15 protein-coding genes are annotated in these 19410 nt (G+C 45.2%); 4 read left to right on the top strand and 11 right to left on the bottom strand.

Translation table 11 applies throughout. The annotated features are described in order from the left end of the window. Positions 1 to 88: 88 nt before the first annotated feature. Positions 89 to 3463 carry an AraC family transcriptional regulator gene (locus tag BCT11_RS00415; protein ID WP_198593889.1) on the bottom strand — a complete coding sequence of 1125 codons (3375 nt, stop codon included), beginning with the start codon at positions 3461 to 3463 and terminating at the stop codon, positions 89 to 91. 211 nt (positions 3464 to 3674) lie between these two features. Then, on the bottom strand, positions 3675 to 4556 hold the full coding sequence (gene znuA / locus BCT11_RS00410; RefSeq protein WP_039975575.1) for a zinc ABC transporter substrate-binding protein ZnuA: 882 nt from the start codon (positions 4554 to 4556) through the stop codon (positions 3675 to 3677). Between the two features lie 78 nt (positions 4557 to 4634). On the opposite strand from znuA, the gene znuC reads away from it, so the two are divergent. Continuing rightward, positions 4635 to 5423: a zinc ABC transporter ATP-binding protein ZnuC gene (gene znuC / locus BCT11_RS00405; RefSeq protein ID WP_038865671.1), complete on the top strand. Its 789-nt coding sequence runs from the start codon at positions 4635 to 4637 to the stop codon at positions 5421 to 5423. Further along, the gene (gene znuB / locus BCT11_RS00400) at positions 5416 to 6201 is read left to right on the top strand and encodes a zinc ABC transporter permease subunit ZnuB (protein WP_038879265.1); all 786 of its coding nucleotides are present in this window, start codon (positions 5416 to 5418) and stop codon (positions 6199 to 6201) included. The genes znuC and znuB overlap by 8 nt, the downstream gene beginning before the upstream one ends. A 61-nt stretch (positions 6202 to 6262) precedes the next feature. On the opposite strand, the gene sucD is transcribed toward znuB, so the two are convergent. The 8 genes from sucD to sdhC form a co-directional block, all read right to left on the bottom strand. Then, on the bottom strand, positions 6263 to 7135 hold the full coding sequence (sucD, locus tag BCT11_RS00395; protein ID WP_038877586.1) for a succinate--CoA ligase subunit alpha: 873 nt from the start codon (positions 7133 to 7135) through the stop codon (positions 6263 to 6265). Continuing rightward, positions 7135 to 8301, bottom strand: coding sequence for an ADP-forming succinate--CoA ligase subunit beta (sucC, locus tag BCT11_RS00390; protein WP_038877583.1), 1167 nt, complete (start codon positions 8299 to 8301; stop codon positions 7135 to 7137). Before sucC ends, sucD begins: the two co-directional genes overlap by 1 nt. A gap of 204 nt (positions 8302 to 8505) precedes the next feature. Beyond that, entirely contained in the window at positions 8506 to 9714 is a 1209-nt protein-coding gene (odhB, locus tag BCT11_RS00385) for a 2-oxoglutarate dehydrogenase complex dihydrolipoyllysine-residue succinyltransferase (RefSeq protein WP_038865677.1), read from the bottom strand. Between the two features lie 28 nt (positions 9715 to 9742). Next, positions 9743 to 12568: a 2-oxoglutarate dehydrogenase E1 component gene (gene sucA, locus BCT11_RS00380; protein ID WP_038877581.1), complete on the bottom strand. Its 2826-nt coding sequence runs from the start codon at positions 12566 to 12568 to the stop codon at positions 9743 to 9745. A gap of 93 nt (positions 12569 to 12661) precedes the next feature. After that, the gene (locus BCT11_RS00375; protein ID WP_038865681.1) at positions 12662 to 13372 is read right to left on the bottom strand and encodes a succinate dehydrogenase iron-sulfur subunit; all 711 of its coding nucleotides are present in this window, start codon (positions 13370 to 13372) and stop codon (positions 12662 to 12664) included. Positions 13373 to 13390: 18 nt separating this feature from the next. Then, positions 13391 to 15157 carry a succinate dehydrogenase flavoprotein subunit gene (sdhA, locus tag BCT11_RS00370; protein WP_038865683.1) on the bottom strand — a complete coding sequence of 589 codons (1767 nt, stop codon included), beginning with the start codon at positions 15155 to 15157 and terminating at the stop codon, positions 13391 to 13393. After that, a complete protein-coding gene (gene sdhD / locus BCT11_RS00365; protein WP_038865684.1) occupies positions 15158 to 15502 on the bottom strand; it encodes a succinate dehydrogenase, hydrophobic membrane anchor protein in 345 nt (114 codons plus the stop codon). Then, a complete protein-coding gene (gene sdhC, locus BCT11_RS00360; protein WP_005446421.1) occupies positions 15496 to 15888 on the bottom strand; it encodes a succinate dehydrogenase cytochrome b556 subunit in 393 nt (130 codons plus the stop codon). Before sdhC ends, sdhD begins: the two co-directional genes overlap by 7 nt. A 395-nt stretch (positions 15889 to 16283) precedes the next feature. Here sdhC and BCT11_RS00355 point away from each other — a divergent pair, with 395 nt between their 5' ends. Beyond that, entirely contained in the window at positions 16284 to 17573 is a 1290-nt protein-coding gene (locus tag BCT11_RS00355) for a citrate synthase (protein WP_038865686.1), read from the top strand. Between the two features lie 173 nt (positions 17574 to 17746). On the opposite strand, the gene BCT11_RS00350 is transcribed toward BCT11_RS00355, so the two are convergent. Further along, entirely contained in the window at positions 17747 to 18505 is a 759-nt protein-coding gene (locus BCT11_RS00350; protein WP_102386835.1) for a Nif3-like dinuclear metal center hexameric protein, read from the bottom strand. A 132-nt stretch (positions 18506 to 18637) separates the two neighbouring features. Here BCT11_RS00350 and BCT11_RS00345 point away from each other — a divergent pair, with 132 nt between their 5' ends. Next, positions 18638 to 19390, top strand: a complete 753-nt coding sequence (locus tag BCT11_RS00345) for a DUF1853 family protein (protein ID WP_102386834.1) — start codon at positions 18638 to 18640, stop codon at positions 19388 to 19390. Positions 19391 to 19410: the final 20 nt, after the last annotated feature.

The following is a 19410-nucleotide window of genomic DNA, read 5'->3' as shown; positions in this document are numbered from 1 at the left end:
GGAAAGCCGCGATGAACCAATAAAAAGCCCAGCATCAAAACGAGCTGGGCTTAACAATTTAATAGCAGAGCATCAAAAGCTAATGAATCTAGCTAACTTGATTCTCTTGCGTCATAGCAAACTTAGACGGAGGTAAACCGAAGTGGTGCTTAAACTTTTGACTGAAGTAGGAAGGGTCATTAAAGCCGCAATTAAATGCAACCTCACTGATTTTTTCACCCGCTAATAGTTGCTCACATGCTGTTTCTAAGCGCACCTCTGTAAGATAATCTTTGAAAGTTCTCGATGACGCGGATTTGAAACGACGCTGTAAGCTACGTTCAGACATAAACAGCAACTTCGCCGCAGAGGCGGTACCGAATTCCGCATCATGATAATTTTCTGCAACTAATTGATAAACTTTCATCAGCCACTCTTGCTCCGGTGACACTTTCTCCGATATTGGTTCTGATTGGGTAAATTCCGGTAATGATTCCTCAACATGGCTCAGCTCTTGCGCACATGGCCAAGTGATTTCGATTTTATTCTGAGCATCAGAGGCGAACATTGATAAATGTCCTCCACTCACCGATACCAGTTGAGGCAGGTTGTCCATACTTAAGTCTACATTTGTAGTATTAGAAGGACGCATCGTCGACACTTTACTAGGCAGTTGAGTTCCGTAATCGATAAAGCTGAGCGAAACAATGTCATTTCCCTCCTCTAAGACCAGCTTAACTGACTGACCTCGGAATGAACGCTTTATCGCATTAGCAAAGATGCTATTGAAGATAACATCGAGATTAAAACTCTCAAGTGCGATTCGACTGGATTTATTAGCATCTTCCAACTCGACAACAATGCCAGCTTTCGAGAAATCCTCTCGCCATACGTCAACGACAGACTGCGTTATTTGGCTTAGGTTGTAATTTTGGCTGCCACCGCTGCTATCTTCTGGCGAACTCTTTAATTCGTTAAGTTGCCAGTAGGTTTTCGAAAGATGGTCTTGGGTTGCTGAGTCCAGATCTATAGGCAACCTATTGGCAATGGAATCGACGCTTGTCTTAATCGATTGGGCAACATGGTCGACTAATAAGTTTCTTACCTGTATTTGCTTTCTCAACTGCTGATTACTGGTGAGTAATACACGACTTTGATGGCGTAATTGGTTTGTTTTCAATGTAACTTGAGCAGCGAGGTCACGGTTGGCCTGTAGTACATAGCGAGAACGCCAGTAAATAATCAAAGCAAGAATGACAATAACCACCATGGTAAAACCCGTGATCGCGAGTTTAGATAAATACCACGGTTCCAAGACAGTAAATTTCGAATCAAGCCCTATCATTCCAGAGGCTAATTGTGAGTCATTGCTCACTTGTAAGTGATACTCTCCTGAATTCAGGTGCTCTAGAGTCAGTTGCCCACCTTCTAAAGTTTGCCACTTCTCATTTTCGTGCAAGCGATAATACAAATTCTGATTGTCAGGTTTAGGCATGACACCAAAAAGGAAACTTAAAGAAGACCCATACGGTAGCTTCATCTCCAAAAGATCGGCGCTTCCGACTTGAACCACATCATTTTCTAACATGACTTGGCTAACAATAAGCTTGGATTCTGGCGTATTAGACACCAGAAGCTTAGAAGCATCAGCCTTGACCAACCCATATTGCGAACCAAAGATAAGTTGGCGGTCACTATCCTCAGCACGCCTGATCGTATTACATACACCAGGCAAGAACTCATTATTTATCAAGCCGGATGAAGAGGAATAATGTTTCATTAACTGACCAGACAAATGGTAATAACTCAGGCCAACAGACGATGCGAGCCAGACGCCTTCAGAGTCACTGATCATACATGCAGGACGAGAGTTGGAAACACTCATTTCCATGACTTGCTTTGAATCACTACCTGGCATCGTTTTAAACACGCCGTATGCAGAGGCAAACCACTGAGAACCATCGATTGCTGTAATCATGTCTAAGGATTCACCGTATTTTTCTGAGAAACGGTTGAATCGGATTCGTTCTCCATCGTACTCGTACACACCGTGGTCAGTACCAATCAATAACAGTTCTTCTTTGTCGTAGAGACGGGTGATCTTAGCAGGTAGGTATTGGCTGACTAACCAATCACTACCAAAGTTCCTAACTTCTTGGCTAGAAACATCAATATTAAATAATTGATACCCACTTGAAGCCCACAGTCTTGTTGAACCATCAGCAACGATATGATCGATAGGTCGACCAGCCATAACCCTTAAATAGGGATAACTAACACGTTCTAAATCATTTAAATTGTAGATCTCTAATCCTGAAGACGTCGCCAGCCATAATCTGTCGCCTTGGAAAGCAAACTCATTGATTTGCGATGCTAAATTCATCACTTTCATGACACCTTTAGAGCCAGAACGATATAAGTTGTGGTCATCGACAAACCATAACACGCCATCTGGGCCAGTTAATGTTTGTCGAATACGGCCAGAAAGTGTTTGTGAGTCATAACTGCTGAAAGTAATACGTTCAAACTTTTTGCTGAATAGTGAGTAATAGCGAATCCCTTGATTCGTCGCGATCCACATTCCTCCCATATTATCGTTCAACAAAGAGTAAATTTTGGTACTCGCTAATTCGATCTCCAAGAAACTTGCAGGCGTCACCTGAGTCACAGCACCAGTCAAAAAAGAGTACAGATATAACCCTTGTTCCGTACCAACCCAATACTCTTGGTTCGTCTCTGCAAACGTCAAAACATGGGAGGCTCCGATTCTGATCACGGGTTTGTTAGGCTCGTAAATATTGAAAATCAGCGCACCTTTCAACGTTCCGATGAGTATTTCCCTTCGAGTATGCGAATAATAGACTTTTTCTATGTAGTGCTTACCTGAGGAAACGACGTGGTTAAACGAATTGCCTTCAGAAAGGTAGACACCTGATGTCGTCGCCAAGGCCCATTTTGTTTCAACAAATATGGCATCGTTGATGTATACATAACTGTTGTTGCTGTGCTGATAAAGCTGGAGCAATGAGAAGGAATTCAGCTCGCTGGTGTCGATGTTATACGTATAGAAATGCGCACCATCACTGACCCAAATATATTGACCCGAAGAACCAATTTTACGTATTTGGGAGCCTGGATTGAGGCTAAAGACTAGCCGACGATCTCGATTTGGGTAGGTTTGATAAACTTCATTTTCAACAAAGGTCCAAAATGACCCTTTGTGATAGGCTAATTGTTCTTCTCTCGCTGGCAGGAAACTGCCTGATTTGGGAAGCGTCGTTTGACCGTCATAGAACAATACTCTGCCGTGAACATCATGGATCCATAGCCCGCCCTGTTCACCAGGAAACAATTTTTTCGCCGCAATAAAAGTGCCCTTAACCTGATTTGGCAAAGGGTAGAAGATCGCATTCGCTTCACTTGAAGCAAACGCTTGAAATGAGAGGATAAAAAACCCAAAAAATAGGGCTAATGGGCGCAGCAAGTTGAAATCCTTACATGTATCAATACGTGCGTGCTCTTGTACACTCATGCCTTCCATAGCTAAGTGTCAATATGGTTATTTCGAGCCGCTAATTATTGATAATGATACTTCAAATCCTTTAATAGGAAAGACTCACTGCGCCAAAGGTTGCAATTCTTACTGTTGGATCACGTTAAAAACGAATTCAGTGTAAGGAGTAACAACACATTTGTTACTTTTCGCTCAAACATTGACTAAAGCTATTCGACATTTGTTTCAGAAATGCAAAGTAACTGCCTGACTGTACATCAATTTCACTGCCTAGCGGATCAAGTACGCCAGTGTTCACATCATTACCACGCATAACACTTTCGATCACTGCAGGAGTAAACTGTGGCTCAGAAAAGACACATGCTACATCGCCCGTCCCTAGTGTTTTACGGATATGAATCAATGTTTTTGCGCCAGGCTTGCGATCAGGAGAGACAGTAAAGTGGCCCATTTGATTTAGCCCATAACGCTCTTCAAAGTAACCATAGGCATCATGGAAAACGAAGTACCCCTTGTCTTTAACTGGCGTAAGCTCTTGCTTAATTTCTGCGTCTGTCGTTTTCAGATGTTCATCAAATTTTTTCAGGTTTGCTGCATAAGTGCTGGCATTAGCAGGATCGATTTCAGCGAGTTTATGGGCGATCGCGTTAGCGACTTGTTGAACGGTTTCAATACCAAGCCAAAAATGAGGATCATGGGTACCGTGATCGTGCCCATCATGGTCGTGAGCATGCTCGCTACCAAATTCACGCAATTTAAGGTCTGGGATTTTACTTACGGTAAGCGTGTTGTCTTTGTCTGCTACCACTTTTTCAAGGAAGGGTTCTAAATCATGCCCATACCAAATAACAAGATCAGCCGCAGCCGCTTTTTTTACATCCGAAGGACGCAAAGCATAATCATGAGGAGAGGCATTATTCTGAAGTAACACATCCGGTGTTGTTACACCTTCCGTTAGCTCAGTTGTGATCATTTGAATAGGTTTGATGCTAGTTAACACGGTCACTGCGTGTGCAGGTAAAGTTAGTATTGCTGAAGCAGCAAGAATTAGTGCTCTTTTCATAGTTTTACTTGGGATATGGCGTTGAAAGTGAGATAATGTTACATTATAACATTATCAGTTTGCAAATGAGTTTCATTCATGTCTTCATTAGTCCGTCTTGAACAGCTGTGCGTCGAATTCGATGGTCGTAGAGTTCTTGATAACATCAGCATGGAATTAGAAAAGGGTAAAATCACTACTCTTATCGGTCCCAACGGAGCGGGAAAATCCACTTTAGTTCGAGTCATTTTAGGGTTACAAAAACCGACAAGTGGCAAACTTACGAACAAACGAAAGCTGAAGATTGGATATGTTCCTCAGAAACTGAAACTCAACGACTCTCTGCCTCTCAATGTCGTTCGATTCCTTAATCTTGCTGGGAAATACAGCAAACAAGAATGCCTAGATGCTTTGAGATTAGTTGGAGCGGAACACTTACTAAATAGCAATATGCATCGCTTGTCTGGTGGTGAGAACCAGCGGGTATTGCTCGCTCGTGCTCTACTCCAGCGACCAGAACTCTTAGTACTTGATGAACCAGCTCAAGGCGTTGATATTCAAGGTCAGATTGACTTATACGATTTAATCGAAAGCATTCGTCATCGCTTCGATTGTGGTGTATTCATGGTATCGCACGACCTGCATCTGGTAATGGCGAAAACAGATGATGTCATATGTTTGCACCATCATGTTTGTTGCTCTGGCTCACCAGCGACGATTACTCAGCATCCGTCGTACATCGCTCTATTTGGTAACGCGACTCGTGAATCGCTTGCTTTTTATCATCATGATCATGAACACCATCATCACGATCTTGCTGGCTCTCCTGTAACAGGCGATGCGACATCTTGCTCACAACATAACCACGGACATCACCACCATGATTGAGTTTTTACTGCCTTCTATTCTTGCTGGCATTGGTATTGCCATTATTGCAGGACCATTAGGCTCTTTCGTCGTGTGGCGGAAAATGGCTTACTTTGGTGATACGTTAGCGCATGCTTCCCTAATGGGACTCGCCCTTGGCTTTCTGCTTAATGTAAATTTGTATCTGGCTCTTTTAGTGTGCTGTTTAGCCCTTGCGGTGTTGCTCGTAACGCTACAAAAACAGCAACTCGTTGCCACCGATACCCTACTAGGTATTTTAGCTCATAGCGCCCTTTCCATCGGCTTAGTTTCTGTGAGCTTCTTGGATAATGTTCGCATTGACTTGATGAGCTACCTATTTGGTGATTTACTCGCCGTTTCTCCACAAGACTTAATGTTCATTTACGCAGGTGTTGTGGCTGTAAGTGCATGTTTGTACTTTTTCTGGCGTCCATTGTTATCGAGCACCGTAAGTGAAGAGTTAGCTGCTGTCGAAGGCGTAAATACAGATTTAGTGCGCTTAGTATTAATGCTGATGGTCGGTATTGTTATCGCCGTAGGTATGAAGTTTGTTGGGGCACTGATTATGACTTCCCTATTGATCATCCCTGCAGCAACCGCACGTAAAGTCTCTTCATCGCCGGAACAAATGGCCTTTTTCGCCTCAATCATTGGCTCTGTTGCTGTATTAATGGGACTCAGTCTGTCTTGGCATTTCGATACACCCGCAGGTCCTTCTGTTGTGATTAGCGCGACATCCCTATTTATGCTTAGCCAACTGATTAGGCGCAAAGCGTAAGACAAAAAGAAAAGCCTGCGAAATCGCAGGCTTGTTAATGCTTTTGTATTGGTTTGGCTTCTTACCAACCAGTCACTTCACGTAGACCTTTGCCAATCTCTGCTAGAGATTTAACAGTCTTTACGCCTGCCGCTTCTAGAGCTGCGAATTTGTCTTCAGCAGTACCTTTACCACCAGAGATGATCGCACCTGCGTGCCCCATACGTTTACCAGGAGGAGCAGTAACACCTGCAATATAAGAAACCACTGGCTTAGTTACGTTCTCTTTGATGAACGCCGCAGCTTCTTCTTCCGCAGTACCACCGATTTCACCAATCATTACGATTGCTTCAGTTTCCGGGTCTTCTTGGAACAATTTTAGGATATCAATAAAGTTTGAACCTGGGATTGGGTCACCACCGATACCAACACATGTAGACTGACCGAAGCCTTCATCTGTTGTTTGTTTAACTGCTTCGTAAGTAAGAGTACCGCTGCGAGATACGATACCTACTTTACCTTTCTTGTGGATGTGACCAGGCATGATACCAATCTTACACTCGTCTGGAGTGATAAGACCTGGACAGTTAGGACCGATCATGCGAACGCCAGTTTCTTCTAGCTTCACTTTAACGTCGATCATATCTGTTGTTGGGATACCTTCAGTGATCGTTACGATCAGCTCGATACCTGCGTCAATCGCTTCTAGGATTGCATCTTTACAGAAAGGTGCTGGCACGTAGATAACGGTTGCTGTCGCGCCAGTTACTTCTACAGCTTCACGTACTGTGTTGAATACTGGAAGACCAAGGTGAGTTTGACCACCTTTACCAGGAGATACACCACCAACCATTTGCGTACCGTATGCGATAGCTTGCTCTGAGTGGAATGTACCTTGACCGCCAGTGAAACCCTGACAGATTACTTTAGTGTCTTTGTTAATTAATACAGACATTATTTAGCCTCCGCAGCAGCAACAACTTTCTGAGCAGCATCTGTTAGAGATTCAGCTGCAATGATATCAACGTCAGAATTCGCAAGTACTTCGCGACCTAGGTCTGCGTTTGTACCTTCTAGACGAACAACTACAGGAACTGTTACGCCTACTTCTTTAACCGCACCGATAATACCTTCAGCGATCATGTCACAACGAACGATACCACCGAAGATGTTTACTAGTACTGCACTAACATTGTCATCAGAAAGGATGATCTTGAATGCTTCAGCTACACGCTCTTTTGTCGCGCCGCCACCTACATCAAGGAAGTTTGCTGGCTTGCCGCCATGTAGGTTTACGATATCCATCGTACCCATTGCAAGGCCTGCACCGTTAACCATACAGCCAACGTTGCCATCAAGAGCTACGTAGTTCAGTTCCCACTGAGCTGCGTGTGCTTCACGCTCGTCTTCTTGTGAAGGATCGTGCATTTCACGAAGCTTTGGCTGACGGTACATTGCGTTTGAGTCAATGTTGATTTTGCCGTCAAGGCAAAGAAGGTTACCTTCACCTGTAATGACAAGCGGGTTGATTTCTAGTAGCGCTAGGTCGTACTGAGAGAACATCGCGCCAAGGCCCATAAAGATCTTAACGAATTGTTTGATTTGATCGCCTTCAAGGCCAAGTTTGAATGCTAGCTCGCGACCTTGGTAAGCTTGAGGGCCTACAAGTGGATCGATTGCCGCTTTATGGATTAGCTCCGGCGTTTCTTCCGCAACTTTTTCGATTTCTACACCACCTTCAGTCGAAGCCATGAAAACGATCTTACGAGTTGCGCGGTCTACAACCGCACCCAGGTAAAGTTCGTTCGCAATGTTAGATGCTTCTTCTACAAGGATTTTAGTAACAGGCTGACCATTTGCGTCTGTTTGGTAAGTAACCAAGTTCTTACCTAGCCATTTTTGTGCGAATTCTTTTACGCCGTCTTTTGTATCGTGTAGTTCTACGCCGCCCGCTTTACCGCGACCACCAGCGTGAACCTGACATTTAACGACTTTCTTTTCAGTAGTGATGCGACCCGCCGCTTCGAAAGCTTCTTGTGGCGTATCACATGCGTAGCCTTCTGGTACAGGCAAACCGAATTCTGCAAACAGCTGTTTGGCTTGGTATTCGTGCAAATTCATTTTGATATTCCGTTTGTTTATCCCTTAGGGGATTTATTATTTCCATAACGCCGCTTCATACGGTACGTCTGTAGGGTCTTCTCAAATCAACTGCTTATAAGTTTATATCGGGGGCAGTTCAAATGAAGGCCAGACGCTGAGCCAGTCTAGCCTTGGATGCTGTAGACGTCGAGCCATCAAGGATAACTCGACGTTTTAGCGATATTAAACGTCTAATAACAGACGCGCTGGATCTTCTAGTAGCTCTTTAATGGTTACCAGGAAGCCCACTGACTCACGGCCATCAATCAAACGGTGGTCGTAAGATAGTGCTAGGTACATCATCGGCAAGATTTCTACTTTGCCATCAACCGCCATTGGACGCTCTTGGATTTTGTGCATACCCAAGATTGCCGATTGTGGTGGGTTAATGATTGGCGTAGACATCAATGAACCAAATACACCGCCATTGGTGATAGTGAAGTTACCGCCCATCAGTTCATCAACGGTCAGCTTGCCGTCACGGCCTTTGATTGCTAACTCTTTGATGCCTTTTTCGATGTCAGCGAAACCTAGTGTGTCACAATCTTTTAGAACTGGCGTCACTAGACCACGTGGCGTAGAAACTGCCATGCTGATGTCGAAGTAGTTGTGGTAAACGATATCATCACCATCGATAGATGCGTTCACTTCTGGGTAACGTTTTAGTGCTTCTGTTACTGCTTTCACGTAGAAAGACATGAAACCAAGACGAGTACCGTGGCGTTCTTCGAACTGGTCTTTGTATTGCTTACGAAGGTCCATGATTGGCTTCATGTTCACTTCGTTAAACGTGGTTAGCATTGCCGTGTTGTTCTTCGCTTCTAGAAGACGGTTTGCCACTGTCTTACGCAGACGCGTCATTGGAACACGTTTTTGGCTGCGAGCCGCTGCAGGCGCTTCAACGGCTGCTGGAGCTTCCGCTTTTGGTGCCGCTTTTGCATTTGCAAGGTGCGCTTCAATGTCTTCTCGAGTAATACGACCGCCAACACCAGAGCCTTTCACTTGGCTAGCTTCAAGACCGTGTTCAGCAAGAAGACGACGAACCGCTGGGCTTAGCGCATCGTTGCTCTCTTCTGTTAGCGTTGCTTTGTGACGCTTATCAGGAGACGCTTCTTTGTCTTCTGTTGAGTCTGTTGTCGGCTCACCCGCTACCGCGCCTGGCTTAAGCTTTGCAAGCAGTTGTTTAGAAAGTACCGTCGCACCTTCTACTTCAATAATGGCTTCTAAAACGCCAGCTTCCGGAGCTGGAACTTCAAGCACCACTTTATCGGTTTCGATATCAACCAGAACTTCATCACGCTCTACCGCGTCGCCTGGTTGTTTGTGCCATGTCGCTACGGTTGCGTCAGCAACTGATTCAGGTAAATCTGGAACCAGAATTTCAATTGTCATATCTGTTTCTTCCTTTAACTTCTAGTTCTTAATTCGAAGTTTTTGAGTTCACGTTCAGAGCGTCTTCAACCAACGCTTTTTGTTGTTTCAAGTGCACCGACATGTAGCCTACTGCTGGCGAAGCAGAAGCTGGGCGACCTGCGTATTTAAGATCTGCACCTGCTGGAATTGCAGCACGGAAGTTGTGTTGACTGCAGTACCAAGCACCTTGGTTTTGAGGCTCTTCCTGACACCAAACAAAATCTTCAACATTCGTGTATTGTTCGATGGCAGCTTGTACTTCATCCAGAGGGAATGGGTACAGTTGCTCAACACGTACAATAGCAACATCATCTTGTTCGTTGTTGCGACGTTGTTCTAGAAGGTCGAAGTAAACCTTTCCTGAACAGAACACAACACGTTTCACTTTGCTCGGTTCCAGATTATCAATCTCAGGAATCGCTGGTTGGAATGTGCCATCAGACAATTCTTCCAACGTTGAAGTACAAAGTGGATGACGCAGTAGCGACTTAGGTGACATAACAATCAGTGGGCGACGCATAGGGCGCACCACTTGGCGACGAATCATGTGATAAACCTGTGCTGGCGTAGATGGCACTACAACCTGCATATTCTGTTCAGCACATAATTGTAGGTAACGCTCAAGACGCGCAGATGAGTGCTCAGGACCTTGACCTTCGTAACCGTGAGGTAGCAACATCGTTAGACCACATAGGCGTGCCCATTTTTGTTCACCTGATGAGATGAACTGGTCAATCACGACTTGTGCGCCGTTTGCAAAGTCACCGAATTGAGCTTCCCAAATAGTCAAACCACTTGGTTCTGCTGTCGCATAACCGTACTCAAACGCCAATACGGCTTCTTCTGACAACACAGAGTCAAACACTTGGAATGGACCTTGTTTGTCATGAATATTTGCTAGCGGAATGTATGTACTTGCATCATTTTGGTTATGCAAAACAGAGTGACGGTGGAAGAACGTACCACGGCCAGAATCCTGACCCGAGATACGAATACGCTTGCCGTCATCAACGATCGTAGCGTATGCCAGTGTCTCAGCCATGCCCCAGTCAATTGCTTTTTCACCACTGATCATTGCAGAACGATCGTTATAAAGCTTGTTTACGCGGCTTTGCAGTTTATGACTATCTGGGTATTGAATTAGGCGCTGACCAAGCTCTTTAAGGCGAGTCTCATCAAATTTGTTGTCCCAATCCACATCCCAGTCGTGACCAAGGTATGGAGACCAGTCAACCGAATGCAACGCCATTGGACGCCATTCTTTCACCACAACTTCGCCTTTATCTAGCGCGTCGCGGTATTCATTGACCAATTGCGTCGCGACTTCAATGTCTGATTCGTTTTTATCGATCAGTACATCTGCATAAAGCTTACGAGGCGTTGGGTGCTTCTTGATTTTTTGGTACATCAATGGCTGAGTTGCGTTTGGCTCATCGGCTTCGTTGTGACCATGACGACGGTAACAAACCAAGTCAATGACAACATCACGTTTGAACTCATTACGGTAATCCAGTGCAATACGGGTAACGAATGCTACCGCTTCTGGATCATCAGCATTAACGTGGAAAATCGGAGCCTGTACCATCTTAGCGATATCTGTACAGTACATGGTAGAGCGTGTATCGCGAGGGTTTGATGTTGTAAAACCAACTTGGTTGTTTACAACAATACGCACCGTACCACCAACACAGAAGCCACGAGCAAGAGACATGTTGAACGTCTCGGCAACCACACCCTGTCCTGCGATCGCAGAGTCGCCATGAATAGTGATTGGTAGTACGCGACTGCCCTCAAAATCACCTAAGCGATCTTGACGAGCTCGTACAGAGCCAATAACTACTGGATTTACAATCTCAAGGTGAGATGGGTTAAAGGCTAACGCAAGGTGAACATCACCACCTGGCGTCGCAAAGTCAGCAGAGAAACCTTGGTGGTACTTAACATCGCCAGTACCCCATGTATCATCGTGCTTGCCCGCAAACTCATCGAACAAATCTTGTGGCTTCTTACCTAGAACGTTAACCAACATGTTTAAACGTCCGCGGTGAGCCATACCGATCACAACTTCACGCATACCGCTTGTACCAGCATGTCGAATCAGTTCTTTCGTCATCGGAATCAGTGCATCGCCACCTTCTAGCGAGAAGCGTTTCGCCCCTGGGAATTTTGCGCCCAAGTAACGCTCTAGACCTTCAGCAGCCGTTAGCTCCTCAAGAAATGTACGCTTTTCGTCTTTATCGAAAGATGGCTGACCAACGACAGACTCTAAACGCTGTTGAATCCAACGTTTTTGTTCTGTGTCTGTCATGTGCATGTATTCTGCACCAATCGAACCACAGTAGGTTTTCTTAAGTGCTGAGTAGATATCTTTTAACTGCATGGTTTCTTGGCCGACGGCGAAAGAACCTACGTTAAAAGTTTCTGCGAAGTCATCTTCGGTGAGATTGTGGAATGCAGGGTCTAGCTCCGCCACAGGTGGACGTTGCCATAGACCTAGAGGATCGAGCTCTGCAGCTTCATGACCGCGGAAACGGTATGCGTTGATAAGCTGGAGAACTTTTACTTGCTTAGCGTCGACATCTGGATCACTAACTTGGACACTGTAATGCTTTGTTTCTTGAGCGAGTCGTCGGAAGTAGTCGCGGACACGCGAGTGTGGCTGATCAGCCACTTCTTCTGAGTTCTTTGGCAACTCATCGAATACACGTTTCCACTCCTCACTTACCAGATCGGGGTCACTTAGATACAGTTCGTAGAGGTCTTCTACATACGTTGCATTGGCGCCAGCCAAGTGTGAAGACTCGAGCCATGCCTTCATCACGCCGTTGTGCATATTTTCCCTTAACCAGTAGTTTTCACGTTTGCTGCGGTCTGCGCCGAGCTATTAAGAGCCGACCCATTTAGGTCGGCAATTTTTTGTTGTTAATTAAATCGAACGATTGACCAACATCGACTTGATATGACCGATGGCTTTCGTTGGATTTAGCCCCTTAGGACAAACACTTACACAATTCATGATGCCATGGCAACGAAAAACGCTAAATGCATCATCAAGATCGGACAAACGTTCATCAGTCGCTGTATCTCGGCTATCAATTAACCAACGATAGGCCGCTAAAAGACCAGCAGGGCCGATAAATTTATCAGGGTTCCACCAGAAAGACGGACAAGATGTCGTACAACATGCACACATAATACATTCGTACAAGCCATCTAGATGCGCACGCTCATCAGGCGATTGTAAGTTTTCACGAGACGGTGGAAGAGCACCATCGTCAATCAAGAAAGGCTTAACTTTCGCATAGTTATCGTAGAACTGAGTCATGTCAACGATAAGATCACGTACAACAGGCAGACCAGGTAATGGTCGAATGACGAGCTTATCGCCTTTCAAAGCAGATAAAGGTGTAATACACGCTAATCCGTTTTTACCATTCATGTTAAGGCCATCAGAACCACACACACCTTCACGACATGAACGACGGAATGCAATGCTAGGGTCTTGCTCCTTCAAAAGGATCAAGGCATCCAGAAGCATCATGTCTGATCCTTCTTCAACCTCAAGCGTGTAGTCTTTCATGTACGGCTTTTGGTCGACATCCGGGTTGTAGCGGTACAAAGAGAAATTCAGTTTCATAATATTACCCTCCTTTCCTTAGTACGTACGTGCTTTTGGCGGAAATGCTTCACGATGGATTGGCTCCATGTTTACACCACGTTTAGCCATTGCTTCCGTTTCCGGGTTGTAGATTGAGTGGCATAACCACTGCTCATCATCACGGTCTGGGAAGTCAAAGCGAGCATGTGCACCACGGCTTTCTGTGCGGTAGTTTGCTGCTACAGCTGTTGCGTATGCTGTTTCCATCAAGTTCTCTAGTTCTAGACACTCAATACGTTGAGTGTTGAACTCTGTCGATTTGTCAGCAAGGTGTGCGTTCTTCAGACGCTCACGGATAACTTTAAGCTCTTCAAGACCTTTAGCCATTGCATCACCTTCACGGAATACCGAGAAGTTGTTTTGCATACATTGTTGTAGGTCTTTACGAATTTGCGCTGGATCTTCACCGTCAGTGCTATTTTCCCAACGGTTGTAACGCTCTAGTGAACGTTCAATGTCTGCTTCAGTTGCAGGTTTCGCATCAGCTTGTTTAAGCAGAGTTTCACCTAGGTGCAGACCTGTTGCACGACCAAATACCACCAAGTCTAGTAGTGAGTTACCGCCAAGACGGTTAGCACCGTGTACTGATACTGATGCAATTTCACCACAAGCGAATAGGCCTTGAACTTCAACATCCGCGCCGCTTTCATCTTGCTTAATCGCTTGGCCTGATACCTGAGTAGGAATACCACCCATCATATAGTGACACGTAGGAATTACCGGGATTGGCTCTTTGACCGGATCAACGTGCGCAAATGTACGAGACAACTCACAAACGCCCGGTAAACGAGACTCCAGTGTATCTTTACCTAGGTGATCAAGTTTCAATTTAATATGTGGACCCCAAGGGCCATCACAGCCACGACCTTCACGGATTTCAATCATCATTGAACGTGCAACCACGTCACGACCAGCAAGGTCTTTCGCGTTTGGTGCGTAACGCTCCATGAAGCGTTCGCCGTCCTTGTTTAGAAGGTAACCACCCTCACCACGACAACCTTCAGTAACAAGAACACCTGCGCCAGCGATACCCGTTGGGTGGAACTGCCACATTTCCATGTCTTGCATTGGGACACCAGCACGAAGTGCCATACCAACACCATCACCAGTATTGATGTGCGCGTTAGTCGTTGATGCGTAAATACGACCTGCACCACCCGTTGCTAAGATGGTTGCTTTCGATTTGAAGTAGCACACTTCACCCGTTTCCATGCATAGCGCCGTACAGCCTAGAACAACACCATCTTCATTTTTAACGATATCAAGAGCATACCACTCAGAGAATACCGTTGTTTTGTGCTTGATGTTTTGTTGGTATAGCGTGTGCAGGAGTGCGTGACCAGTACGGTCAGCCGCTGCCGCTGTACGCGCAGCTTGCTCGCCACCAAAGTTCTTTGACTGGCCACCAAACGGGCGTTGATAAATAGTGCCGTTATCAAAACGAGAGAAAGGAAGACCCATTTTCTCTAGCTCGATAACAGATTCAGGGCCGTTCTTACACATGTATTCGATTGCGTCTTGGTCACCGATATAGTCAGAACCTTTAACCGTATCGTACATGTGCTGTTCCCAATGATCTTCGTGCGCATTACCTAGCGCAACCGTAATACCACCTTGAGCAGAAACAGTGTGTGAACGTGTTGGGAAAACTTTAGATAGCAACGCACATGACAGGCCTTGCTCCGAAATTTGTAGTGCAGCGCGCATACCCGCACCACCAGCGCCGATTACTACGGCATCAAACTCACGAACTGGAATAGACACTTACGCACCCCACAGAATAAATAGACCAGAGAAAACATAGCCGAATAAAACGGCAATAACACCAAGTTGCAATGCACCACGAAGTATCGCGGGCTTAATGTAATCCGTTAACACCTGCCACAAACCAACCCACGCGTGAATTAGAATTGAGACTAAGGCCAACATGGTGAAAACTTTGGTGAACGTACCACCAAAGAATTGGGTCCAAGATGCGTAAGAGATATCTGAGAAAGCGCAGAAGCTAATCAGATAAATCGTGTATAGCGTCATAATGATTGCTGATGCACGAATCAATAAGAAATCGTGGACACCATTACGACCAAATGAAGAGACGTGTTTTACCATACCAAGATCCCCGCCAATAGTGATAATACTGCAGTAGCACCAAATGCGACTTTAGCGCTCATCGCGCCTGAATCGAGTTCTTCGAAATGGCCTAGGTCCATCAACAGGTGACGGACACCACCAGCGATGTGGTAGGCAAGTGCAGTTAGAATTCCCCACAGAATGAATTTCACGAAGAAGCTATCGACGATATCAGCGGCTTCCATAAAACCCATCGGGGATGACAGAGAAATGGACAGTAACCAAAGCAATATGCCCACCGCAACAAACGTAATCACACCCGACACACGATGTAGGATGGACGCGATTGCTGTGATGGGAAAGCGGATGGTCTGTAAATCTAAATTAACAGGTCTTGACTTTCTTTCTTTCACGGGCTTGCTCACTCAGCTCCATTGAGCATTTATTGTTATAACCAATTTCAGCTTCCAAACGTACAAAAGTTAACACTTGATTAACAAATACTCGCAATATGCTCGGAGATAATTGTAAACACTTCGTTAACAAACGGAGTCAGTAAACAAACCTCACTTTTGTTTCCAGCCCCGAATTTATAAGGATTTAACTAAAATTTTCTGTGCCAATATACGGCCAGCAACATTCTAATACAATTGATGTAACAAATTATGCTACATAGAACAGATTTTTAACGATTTTCATGAGAAAAATCATAACAAGTGCACACAAAAATGGAGAAAAATTGACTTTAAGCTTTAACAACAGTACAAAAATGGCACATAAACATCCTGGACGGATTAAATAATAAACAAAGGAGATTGTTATGGCGGATAAGAAAGCTACCCTTCACGTTGAAGGTCATGCGCCGATCGAACTGCCAATTATGGACGGTACGCTAGGTACACCTGTGATTGATGTTCGTAAACTGGGAGCCAATGGTTACTTTACTTTTGACCCAGGTTTTCTTGCCACTGCATCTTGTGAATCATCAATCACGTACATCGACGGCGGCAAAGGTATTCTTTTGCACCGCGGCTACCCGATTGATCAATTAGCCAATAACGCAGATTACTTGGAAGTATGTTACATCCTGCTTTATGGTGAAGCCCCTACCCGTGAGCAATACGAGCAATTCAAAACAACGGTTACTCGCCATACGATGGTGCATGAACAAATCGCAAGCTTCTTCCATGGCTTCCGACGTGATGCACACCCAATGGCAGTAATGTGTGGTGTGGTTGGTGCACTAGCGGCCTTCTACCACGATTCACTCGATATCAACAACGACGAGCACCGTGAGATCGCGGCGTACCGTCTACTGTCTAAAATGCCAACATTGGCGGCGATGTGTTACAAGTACTCTATCGGTCAGCCATTTATCTATCCTCGTAACGACTTAAGCTACGCAGAAAACTTCCTACACATGATGTACGCAAACCCATGTGAAGAATACGAAGTAAACCCTGTTGTTGCTCGTGCGATGGATAAGATCTTCACGCTTCACGCAGATCACGAACAAAATGCATCGACATCAACGGTTCGTTTGTCCGGTTCTTCTGGTGCGAACCCGTTCGCATGTATTGCCGCAGGTATTGCTTCTCTATGGGGTCCTGCGCACGGTGGTGCAAACGAAGCGTGTCTGAAGATGCTTGAAGAAATCGGAAGCGTAGATAACATCCCTGAGTACGTAGAGCGTGCAAAAGACAAAGATGATCCATTCCGTCTAATGGGCTTCGGTCACCGCGTTTACAAAAACTACGATCCACGTGCAACGGTAATGCGTGAAACATGTCACGAAGTACTAAAAGAGCTAAACATCAAGGATCCACTGCTAGACGTTGCAATGGAACTTGAACGTATTGCTCTTTCTGACGAATACTTCGTGTCTAAGAAGCTATACCCGAACGTAGACTTCTACTCAGGCATCATCCTAAAAGCGATCGGTATTCCTGTATCGATGTTTACGGTAATCTTCGCGATTTCTCGTACTATCGGTTGGATTGCTCACTGGAACGAAATGCACAGCGACCCACTAAACCGAATCGGTCGTCCTCGTCAGCTATACACTGGTGAAACTCAACGCGAGTTCTCTCCACTGCACGAGCGTGAGTAGGCGTTAGAATCGAGAATCGAGAATCGGATAAGTGTTGGGGTTGACGTGAAAGCGTCAACCCTTTCTATTTGGAAAAGATGAGAACGAGCTTCGCTCTATGGAACACTTCGCCTCAAGATGCGAGAGATAATTGCGTAACACTTTCGCATCTCAAAGGACAAAGCCCACCCCTTCTATACTGGGTTATCAATATCAATAAACGTAACGTCTAAACCGTGCTCCTGCGCTAACCATTCACCCAACGCTTTAATGCCGTAACGTTCGGTTGCGTGATGACCTGCAGAGAAGTAATGGATATCCAATTCACGAGCCGTGTAAGTCGTACGCTCTGAGATCTCGCCCGAAATAAATGCATCTAATCCATGCTGAGCCGCAAGCTCAATGAAGTCTTGACCACCGCCGGTACACCAACCTACCGTCTCAATCATTTTTTCTGCATTGTCAGGCGCGATATGCAAAGGTTCACGGTTTAATACGTGATTGATTTTGTTCGTGAAGTCAGCGCCAGTCATTGTTTGTTTCAAGCGGCCAAACAGAGCGACAGATTGAGGGTGTCCTTCTAAGCCACCTTCCACTTCAATGTCTAGCAAGCGTGCCAACTCTGCGTTGTTACCCAACTCAGGATGAATATCTAGCGGTAAATGGTAGCCGTAAAGGTTGATGTCACTTTTGATCAAACTGCGGATACGCTTTCCTTTCATACCACGAATTGGCTCTGGTTCACCTTTCCAAAAGTATCCGTGATGAACAAGCAGTGCATCAGCCTCTAACTCGATGGCTTTATCGATCAATGCTTGTGAGGCCGTTACGCCTGTCACGATGCGTTTGATTTCTGATTTGCCTTCAACTTGCATTCCATTCGGTGCGTAGTCTTTAATAAGTTGCGGCGATAATTTCTCGTTAAGGATCTTTTCCAGCTGTAAATTATTCATTGTTACTTCCAATACTTGTGGCTTAAACAAAGTGTATATCGAACCGTGATCAGGATGCTAGTTGTGGCATCCCCAACCAGAATAAATTTCGATACAATAGAAAGGCTCTGCCTGCGACAACAAGGATAATGGATGAATTCTCTACAACGTTTCTATCAATGGATTGCTAGCACCCCACCACTTTTTAAACTTCAAACGCCCTTTGTCACCGTCGAAGACATTCTGACACCACCTCTATCGGACAATGAAGATTACGATGGCAATCCACGACTTGGCTTCCTTTACCAACACCTTTGCACCAAGCTACTGACTTGCTCGCCTCGATATGAACTGGTTGCTGAAGAGATTCAACTCAACGACACGGCTGGCCGCACAATTGGCGCCGTCGATTTGATCCTCGAGAATCAGGAAACCAAACAATACGAGCATTGGGAAGTGGCCATCAAATTTTACTTACTGAATGAAGGCATTTGGTATGGCCCGAATGCACATGACCAACTGCATAAGAAACTCAATCGTATGCTCACTCACCAACTAAAAATGAGCCAGAGAGAAGAGTTCCACCAACAGTTACCATTAGACGCCACACTGAGCGAACACTTGCTGATGCAAGGTCGCCTCTATGTAAATCCTTTTTCAGACGAGCCAACCCCTACAACCTGTTTAGGTTACGAGCTAAACCAAAGCCAAATATCCGGCAATTGGTGTTATCAAAGCCAATGGGAAGGGATTAAAGAACCTTTATATGCTCTTTCCAAACCACTATGGGCAATTGGCAATGAGGAATTCTTAGAACCCATCGATAAACCATCAGATAGGTTTATTCACGCTCAAACAAAGAGTGGTCAATTTTGGTTTGTTGTACCGGATACTTGGCCGAACTAAAACAGGAAACAGGAAACAGG

This window comes from Vibrio sp. 10N.222.52.B12 (assembly GCF_002875385.1).
GTDB lineage: Bacteria > Pseudomonadota > Gammaproteobacteria > Enterobacterales > Vibrionaceae > Vibrio > Vibrio jasicida.
Note: the sequence above shows the minus strand (reverse complement) of the source record. Positions and strands in the feature narration are given on the sequence as shown.